The organism is Microvirga massiliensis, from assembly GCF_001006805.1.
Classification (GTDB): domain Bacteria; phylum Pseudomonadota; class Alphaproteobacteria; order Rhizobiales; family Beijerinckiaceae; genus Microvirga; species Microvirga massiliensis.
Genome location: NZ_LN811376.1, coordinates 37,992 through 46,161, shown reverse-complemented (window position 1 = coordinate 46,161; position 8,170 = coordinate 37,992). Strand labels below are relative to the sequence as shown.

Annotated in this window: 6 protein-coding genes and 1 pseudogene; 4 read left to right on the top strand and 3 right to left on the bottom strand. The window is 61.7% G+C overall.

From position 1 onward, the window contains the following. Window positions 1-130: 130 nt before the first annotated feature. Window positions 131-1,303 carry a patatin-like phospholipase family protein gene (locus BN1233_RS41390; RefSeq protein ID WP_046869516.1) on the bottom strand — a complete coding sequence of 391 codons (1,173 nt, stop codon included), beginning with the start codon at window positions 1,301-1,303 and terminating at the stop codon, window positions 131-133. Between the two features lie 1,113 nt (window positions 1,304-2,416). Here BN1233_RS41390 and BN1233_RS41380 point away from each other — a divergent pair. From BN1233_RS41380 to BN1233_RS51540, 4 genes and pseudogenes are all read left to right on the top strand, one after another. Then, window positions 2,417-3,988, top strand: a complete 1,572-nt coding sequence (locus BN1233_RS41380; protein ID WP_046869514.1) for a winged helix-turn-helix domain-containing protein — start codon at window positions 2,417-2,419, stop codon at window positions 3,986-3,988. Between the two features lie 176 nt (window positions 3,989-4,164). Continuing rightward, window positions 4,165-4,569, top strand: a complete 405-nt coding sequence (locus BN1233_RS41375) for an acetyltransferase domain-containing protein (protein ID WP_147707852.1) — start codon at window positions 4,165-4,167, stop codon at window positions 4,567-4,569. Window positions 4,570-4,907: 338 nt separating this feature from the next. Continuing rightward, complete coding sequence (locus BN1233_RS51545; protein WP_082145966.1) at window positions 4,908-5,282, top strand: double zinc ribbon domain-containing protein; 375 nt, start codon at window positions 4,908-4,910, stop codon at window positions 5,280-5,282. Between the two features lie 266 nt (window positions 5,283-5,548). Then, a pseudogene (locus tag BN1233_RS51540) lies at window positions 5,549-5,761 on the top strand (T6SS phospholipase effector Tle1-like catalytic domain-containing protein); the annotation flags it as partial. Between the two features lie 77 nt (window positions 5,762-5,838). On the opposite strand, the gene BN1233_RS41365 reads toward BN1233_RS51540, so the two are convergent. Together BN1233_RS41365 and BN1233_RS41360 are read right to left on the bottom strand one after the other, a co-directional pair. Continuing rightward, window positions 5,839-6,732, bottom strand: coding sequence for an alpha/beta fold hydrolase (locus BN1233_RS41365; RefSeq protein ID WP_048709979.1), 894 nt, complete (start codon window positions 6,730-6,732; stop codon window positions 5,839-5,841). A gap of 203 nt (window positions 6,733-6,935) precedes the next feature. Beyond that, entirely contained in the window at window positions 6,936-7,541 is a 606-nt protein-coding gene (locus tag BN1233_RS41360; RefSeq protein WP_046869512.1) for a hypothetical protein, read from the bottom strand. Window positions 7,542-8,170: the final 629 nt, after the last annotated feature.

Below are 8,170 nucleotides of genomic sequence, written 5' to 3'. Positions count from 1 at the left end.
TCTCTGTTGAATTGAGCGGATCGTTGGGGCTGAAAGTCGGCTTGCAGACCGAATACGTTGGGGCGGAGCTTCGTCGCGCTTGAGATGTTGGGCGCAGGATGTTCTTGGCGGCCGCTAGTCTCTCTGTGCGCTATTCCCGTACGTCCTTGAGGAAATCGAATGTGCGGACCCCTTCCTGAGCGTCGGGCCGCTGCAACACTTCGGGATGTCGCAACGTGCGCACCGCATCGTGATAGCCGGCACGCCAGTGCTCCTCCATGGATAACCGGGAAAACTCGTAATCCTTTGAGTGGCCTTCGTACTGCTTCGACCGGTAAATCAGCTGGATGATGTTGTAGGCCTTGCGGTCCGCCTCCGGGCTCAGGAGCTTCGTTTCCTCGGTGGTTCGCAAGTCGTCCGGCAACTTCGACAGGAGGCTTGCGAGCGCATAGCGCAGGCGCTGCACGCGCTTGAACTGGTCCGTGCTGGCGCGCGTCCGGCTGGAATACTGGATTTCCTTGTGCCGTGTCGCGACCTCGGCCAAGTTGCCAGGCAGTTCGCCGTGGGCGCTCCACAAATCAACCTGGAACGCGAGCGTGTCCTGCCGCGGGCCGTACTCGACCACCCATTCCAGCGGCGTGTTCGAGATGAGGCCGCCGTCCCAGTAGTATTCGCCTTCGATCTCGACTGCCGGGAAGCCGGGCGGCAGCGACCCGCTCGCCATCACGTGCTCGGGACGGATCCTGTGCGTGGTGTTATCGAAATAGACGAAATTACCGGTGCGCACGTTTACGGCACCGACACTGAAGCGCATCTCGCCCGCATTGATCCGGTCGAAGTCGACTAGCCGCTCCAGCGTGCTTTTCAGGTGCTTGGTCTCATAGAAGCTCGTCGCCTCGTGGGCACCGTCCGGGTGCAGCCAGGGGACCGGCAGCCGGGGCGTGAAAAAGCTCGCGGCCCCACTGACGAGTGCGCAGGTCGCGCTCACTTGGTTGAAGAGAGCGCGCCCAAGATCACCTTTGGGGACGATGGTATGAAGGGCCGTGGACCAGTCGAGCAGCGGGTTGGCCGTGATCTCCTGCCAAAATGTGCGCAGCTTGGCGACCCGCTCGGTCGGTTCGTTCCCGGCGATGATCGCGGAGTTGACGGCGCCGATTGAGACACCGGCGACCCAGTCGGGATGAATGCCGACCTCCGCGAGAGCTTCGTAGACTCCGGCTTGGTAGGCCCCGAGTGCACCGCCACCCTGCAACACCAGCGCGACGCATTCGAACGGGAGGAGTCGTTTGGCGACGGTGAGATGTGGTTGAATTTGAATGTTCATGGCAGGTGTTCCTTCGCCTCAATGGCCCATGGGCGGCCGCCACCGAGCGGACCCACGTCGCGGTTCGAAATCGATCAACGATGCGAGTGATCGTGCGGGCCGGCCGGATCTCGTGGTTCGTTAGTGTGGCCTCGCTGAAACTGGCCACAGACAGGACGGATCAACATTAACAGGCTCGGTTCCGGCAGCATTCTGGTCCCCGCATAGATGTTGGGCCAGGTACTCCGCGAAGTCTGCGCACTCGTCGATTGAGAGCAAAAACAGATAGAACCCGTTGAACCACTCGGTCGTCCTCACCGTTTCCGAGTCAAATGCCCCCTGAGCAACAGCGTCGGTCCTGCCGGCATATGTCCAGTTCGGCGCTTTGATGAAGGTCGGAACCGGACGATCCTCCGGGACGGCGCAGAAAAGATCGGGTTCGAGCCTGTTCCGGAACAGATTGTAAGCAAGAGAGAAGCGCGCCGAGTCCTCCAGCGCTACCAGGACCGGCCGGACCTCGAGCTCTTCGTTTAGTGTGGCCTCACGGCAACCGTGCATCGGCAGGACTGCGGCTGGCATCAACGGGCTAGGTTCCGTTAGCATTCTGGTCTCCGTACAGGTGGTTGCCGGCAGTGCGTTCGATCAAAAGCCTCAGCGCCTCGCCGGCGGTCGTATCGAACTTGCCAGAGCAATCCGCGTCGCGCTTTGAGAGCGCGTCCATTTTCCTTTGAGACCGGCTTGATTTTGGCGGTCTTCGACCGCGCGAATCCGTGAGCCGATCTGACATCGGCTCGATCGCCGTTCAGACACCAGCCGGCGGGCGATGGTTCCGATCGAATATGGCGGATGGCAGAAGAACGATGCCGCCTCGGACCAAAGTCAGAACACATATGCTCGTGTCGGACATGGTGTTTCCTGTGGCCTCTGGCTCCGATGCCGCGGCTACGATCGGATTCCCCTGGTTTCGGGCTTGAGTTGCCACGGAGCGAGCCAGAGCGGCGATAACGGGTGATTGCCACTTCAGGAGCGGGAGTGCCGTTGGACAGCGGTGATTTCTCGGCTAGAGCGGGTTGGTTTTGCCCGAGCCACAGCCGTGGTAACCTGCGCAAGTGTGGTCCCGGTGGGAGCCGTGCCATGCGCTACCTGTTTGATGACTTCGTGCTCGACCCCGACCGTCGCCAACTCCGCCGGGCGGGCGACCCCATCGAGCTCGAGCCTCAGGTGTTCGATCTCCTGGTGTTCCTGGTCCGCACACGAGACCGCGTCGCCAGCCGGGATGACCTGCTCGAGGCCGTGTGGCACGGGCGCATCGTGTCCGAATCCACGCTGAGCAGCCGGATCAATGCCGCACGAACGGCGATCGGCGACAACGGCACGACGCAGCGTCTGATCCGGACGCTGCCGCGCAAGGGTGTGCGCTTTGTTGGGGATGTCCGAGAGGAGGAGGAACGAAAACCAAAGGCAGAACTCGAGCCGGTGTCTCGACAGGCCGCTTTCAAGGATTCCGTTGTTGAAGTCCCGTCAATCGCCGTGCTGCCGTTCGCCAACATGAGCGGTGATCAAGAAGACGACTATTTTGCGGACGGGATGGCCGAGGAGATCATCACCGGGTTGGCGCAATGCAGTGGACTGACCGTCGTAGCCCGGAACTCCTCGTTCACTTTCAGGGGGCGATCGGTAGACGTTCGCCAGATCGGGAATGAGCTCGGCGCGAGCTATGTGCTGGAAGGCAGCGTCCGCCGCAGTGACAAGCGATTGCGGATTACGGCCCAGCTCATCGACGCGAGATCCGGCGGCCATCTGTGGGCCGACCGATTCGATGGGGATTTGAGCGATGTCTTCGAGCTCCAGGACCGGATCACACAGAGCGTGGTTGCGGTTATCGAACCGAAGCTGCTGTTTACCGAGGCCAGCCGCGCTCGCCGCCGGCCGACGCAGAGCCTGGATGCCTACAACCTCTACCTCCGCGCGCTCTCCTTGATCAACGAATACACCCCTGAAGCTACAGCCGCGGCTTTGGGCTGTCTCGATAAGGCTCTGGAGCTTGATGCCACCTACGCCCAGGCTATGGCAGCATCGGCGTGCTATCGTGGTCTCTCCCATTTTCAGGGCTGGACTGAGCGGTCGGACGAGCCGAGGCCCAGGGGCGTGCAGCTGGCGTGGGACGCAATCGCTCTTGCTCCCAACGACCCCCACGTGCTGTGGATGGCCGCGTTTGCCATTTGGGTCTTGGCCAAAGACGGGCCGCGCTCGCAGGACCTTTTTCGGCGCTCGGTGAGCATCAATCCGAACTCCGAAATCGCCACGACACTGGCGGGCTGGGTCGAGGCCGCGAATGGAAATCCCGCGACCGGCCGGGAGTTGATCGAAAAGTCCAGGCGTCTAAACCCCACACCTCCTACTCCATGGGTCGCGCTGGCCGGAATGGCGTTCACGTATATCGTCGAAGGCAAATACACAGAGGCGGTTCAGTGGGCCGAACAAGCGGTGGCCCAAAATCGCCGCTTTGCTTTCGCGCTCCGCAGCCTCGCGGTCGCGCTGGTCAAAACTGGCGGGATGGACAGAGCACGACTGATCGTGAACGAGATCCTGAAGACCGAACCGAATGCAACTGTCGCCGGCCTCCCTGACCGGATGCCGTATGTCAACGAACCGGTGTTGCAGACCTACATTGAGACGCTTCGCCAAGCCGGGCTGCCGAAGTAAGCCGCCCACGTTGTTTGCTCGTTCGTGGAGAGCCTCCAAAGCCGCTGCTCAAGCCACATCCCGAGACTCGCACACACCGGCTGATTGGGTTCGGCGCAGGGATCACGGTAGGGTTCGTCGTCCTGGGAGCCACGAACGTCTACGGGGATCCGGCACCCTGGGCAGTCCAGGAGAGCATGCCCGCGACAGTGCTGTCCTTCCTGAACAGCGAGAAATACCCACCGTCGCTGCTCTACCTCATGATGACTCTCGGTCCGGGGCTGCTCTGGCTCGCTGCTTTCGAGCAGGCGCAGGGGCGCTTGGCCAGTTGGCTCATCACCTTCGGGAGAGTACCGTTCTTCTACTATGTCGCGCACCTCTTTCTCATTCATGCGCTGGCTGTCGCATTTGCGGGCGTGACTACGGGTGATGCGTCGTGGCTGCTCGGTGGAAAACCGAGCGACAAGCCCGCCGGCTATGGCATGGGTCTCTCAGGGGTGTATGCCACGACTGTTCTCGTGGTTCTCATCCTGTATCCGCTCTGCCGGGGGTTTGCGGCGCTGAAAGCGCATCACCGCGGGTGGTGGTGGAGCTACCTTTGAGGTGCAAGCGTGCACGCGTGTCACTGTTGGTTCTGAATGTGCGCGAAGTGGTCTGCGCGGCCACTGCCCCCTGTGCTGCGTGTCTGCTCCAGCGCCGTGAGCCGCCATCGCCTCAACTTCCGGGATGTGCGAGGAGGAAACCTTCGGAGGCTGCGCTGTTTCCACCCATTCAGCCTTCGGAGGGCCGAGGAGCAAATCCGCGGAAGACCCATTTCGGGTTGCTGATGATCCAGCCGACTTGATGCAGTGAGTCAGCCTCTGTTACGGGCCGGATTGCATATGACGGTGGCACTGGGGACATCGTGCGTTCACCGACGACAGACCTGCGATAGAGACACTTGGTTCGTACACATCGCCCGAAGGACCCGGGACGGCGCGGTCATCGGCCGGCCTCTCCAGTATCGCGGGATCTTTCGAGTTCGTCTATACTCCCACTCTGGCCATCGCGAGGAAGCGCCGACTTGCGGTGCACCTCCTGCTTTGCAGACAACCGCGCCGAGCGCCGTTACTGCGCGCGCTGCGGCAGGCTGCTGCCAGTGGCCTGCCCGATCTGCGGCTTTTCCAATGGGCCCAGTGATGCATACTGCGGCGGCTGCGGCATCCAGCTTAGTAGGGATGCTGCTCAGGCGACGCAGGCGCCGGACGAGGTGCCATTGCGGCAGGGCGAGTGCCGATCTCACCCCGGTCCTGACGGCTTCGAAGCGCACGACTGATCAGTTGACACCCTATCTGGCACCACTCACCCCTGAAGAAGTCAACGAGATAATCGTCGGTAAAAGGGGGCAAAAGCCTATGAGCAGCAGATCATTGCCGCCTTCATTCAAAAGCAACCCAGGGAAATCTTCACCGATATACGAGCATCAGCATAGCAAGCGCGAGGGCAGAAGCCGTATAGCCGGAGCGCAGCTCGAATGCGCAGCGGTCCCGAGATCGACGGTCGCAACCAGATTGATCATCGTGATGCAAGTAGGTGTATTTCATGACAGCACGCAAGCGGCTCATTGTTTGCTTCGATGGCACCTGGAACGCAGCCGATAGCAAGCGGGCGGAGACGAATGTCTTAAAGCTCGCACGGGCGATCCCCATCCGAGATCCTGCAGGCGCACTTCAACTCGTTCTATATCTGTGCGGCGTTGGCACCGGCAATTTCACCGACAAGGTCTTCGGTGGCGCCACTGGCGAAAGGTTCGAGAACAACCTGCGGTCCGATCAAGTTCAGGTGCCTGGCAGGTGTGCTCCGATCCCCGCGAGATCTCGATGCGCCCTTGCTCAATGCTTTGCTACGAAGCTCTCGATCATCGCGGCAGAGCCGGCAGGGTCACGGGCCGGGCCGTCATGCTTGGCGCCCGTCAGTGCCACGGCCTCTCCCCGAGGCAGGCACGCGTCCATGACCTCGGCGATGTGCCGCCAGTATGCGTTGCTATCCCCTCCATAGACGATAAGCACGGGCGTGTTGGAGGTCTTGAGCCCGTCGCAGGTCACAAACAGCGGCGGGGCCGAAAACAGGAGCGGCATCGTCCGGGCATTGTCGAGTTGCATCCGGCGCACCGCCTCGGGCAGGCTCTCGAAGCCGCCGGGCGGCAGCTCCAAGAGGCCCTCGACGAGCAGCTTCGTGGCTTTTTCGGCGTCGCCGGCCCGCATGGCTGAAACGACCGGGCCGAAGATCCTGCGCTGCGCGTCCTTTGCGGCCGCGTCCTCCTGGATCAGCGAGGAGAGGGCCGGCTCGAAGAGAATGACGCTCCGAAGGAGATCAGGTCTGTCGAGTGCGACCGCCAGGGCGACGTTGGCACCGTAGGACCAGCCCACGAGATGGACCGGCCCGACATTGACGGCCCTGATGAAGGCGACGATGTCGGCGGCGTGGTGGGCCGTGCCGAACTGCTCGCCCTTGTCGGGCCATGCGCCGGTGCCGAAATATCGCAGGGTCGGAGCGATGAAGCGGTACCTGGCAGCGATGGTCTCCCGGATCGGCTCCCAAACGCGCCGGTCGGAGAGGGAACCATGCAAGAAGATGATCGGCTCGCCCGTCCCTTGATCCACATAGGTCAGCTTGGCGCCGTTCGCCTCGATCTCTCGAGGCGCGGGTTGGGTCCGGGGCGCGGCATGGGTCCAGGTGATCGCGACCAGGCAGATCAGCAGCAGATGACTTGGACGAAGTCGCATGGCCTTCTCCCGTGCGGGCGTTGGTCGCCAGTGCGGTGGAGCGAGCCTGCCTCTTTCCAGAGATGGCTCGCCTTACTACCGGAAAGTGCCTTGCGATTTTACTCTTAGGCGTGATCTACGTCATCTCGACCCTATTGGTTCGTGATCCCATTGAGCTACGGCAGAGGCTTGCGCCACATCCACTTTCTCACAATTCAAGCTCTTCATCGGTAAGCCGAGTTAGAACCCGTCACCCACCCGCACGCTGCTTTCTGTGAAGTCTTGTCCCTCTTGCTGTGGACGTGGACGAAATCCGCCTCCAGCGCCCCGAGCGCAGTCTCTGGCACCCTAAAGGTCTTGCCCCGAACATTGGACTCCCGTGCATCGTCAGCAAGTACGCGAAAGTTCTTGCGGAAATCCAGATCACCTCCAATCGGCAGCCCCTGCCCACGTCGGAAAAGAGCGTCCGCGAACCAGCTCGCCACCTCTTCTTCGGAGCCCAGGACACGGTCCTTTGTGTAATCGATGCAGGCATGGGTGCATTCGTGCACGACTGCTTCGCACCGGCTCGCCAATGTCTCGACGTTGCCGTCCAGTTTCGCGAAGGGAAAGATCAGCCTGTTGGAATTGGGAGGAAGGGGGATGTATTCACCACCGAGGGCCTTGTCCTCAACGCTTGGATCGATCGTGATGTGGATCCTGTGCCTGGGGTTCCTTAACGCGTCTACGACGGCTCGGTAGAGGAAGCCGGCGATGCGGATCTGGTCCGCTATAAAGGAGATGTCCTGGCACGCTCCCGACAAGAGCGAATCAATGATCTGCCACCGCAAGGGCTCGGTTTCGTGCGCAGCAAGGTCCTGGCGTGAGGGAATTCTCGATTTCCCGCTTGGCGGCTTCGAGGGTTTCTTGATCGTCGCGATCCGAAATGGAGGAATCCTCTCTTCCGATCAGCAGCGCCAGGAGAAAGGCCCCGCTCGGCGCAGGAACCTCTGGGCTCGGTCGACGGTGATCAGGCCTGCCGTAGCGCGCCGAGTTGAAGGCAATGGTAGTGCTCGCGGGCGGTTCCGTGGCCGGCTCAAGGCCAAGGAACCCTCCTGGCCCTGGCATTTCTGTGCAGTTGGGCTTTGTTGCGTATCGGCCCAGCCATCACGAGCCCCGCTCGCGGCCGCTCGACCCGGGCGAGCGCCTGCTTTCAGGCCCGCTGGCCGCTTGGCCGATCCTGGGCCCCTCAGTCCAATGCTCCCAGAGATCTCCGCTGAGCCGGCGCCGAATACCTGAGGTAGATTACTTCGCCTTCGCGGGAATCATCCCCTCGATTTGCGAGACCCTCTGCATGCACTCGGCCTCCTTTCCTTGCTGGTCGAGTTGCTTGGCCTCCTGCAGCATCTGCAAGGCCTAGCAGGCTGCGGAAAAACCCGCGCTGCATCTTTTGCGTGCGGCTTGTTCATGATTCCCTGGC

Excerpts from the sequence above, each read along its gene's own strand:
- BN1233_RS41390 (WP_046869516.1), bottom strand. The coding sequence starts at position 1,303 with ATGAACATTCAAATTCAACCACATCTCACCGTCGCCAAACGACTCCTC.
- BN1233_RS41380 (WP_046869514.1), top strand. The coding sequence starts at position 2,417 with ATGCGCTACCTGTTTGATGACTTCGTGCTCGACCCCGACCGTCGCCAA.
- BN1233_RS41375 (WP_147707852.1), top strand. The coding sequence starts at position 4,165 with ATGCCCGCGACAGTGCTGTCCTTCCTGAACAGCGAGAAATACCCACCG.
- BN1233_RS41365 (WP_048709979.1), bottom strand. The coding sequence starts at position 6,732 with ATGCGACTTCGTCCAAGTCATCTGCTGCTGATCTGCCTGGTCGCGATC.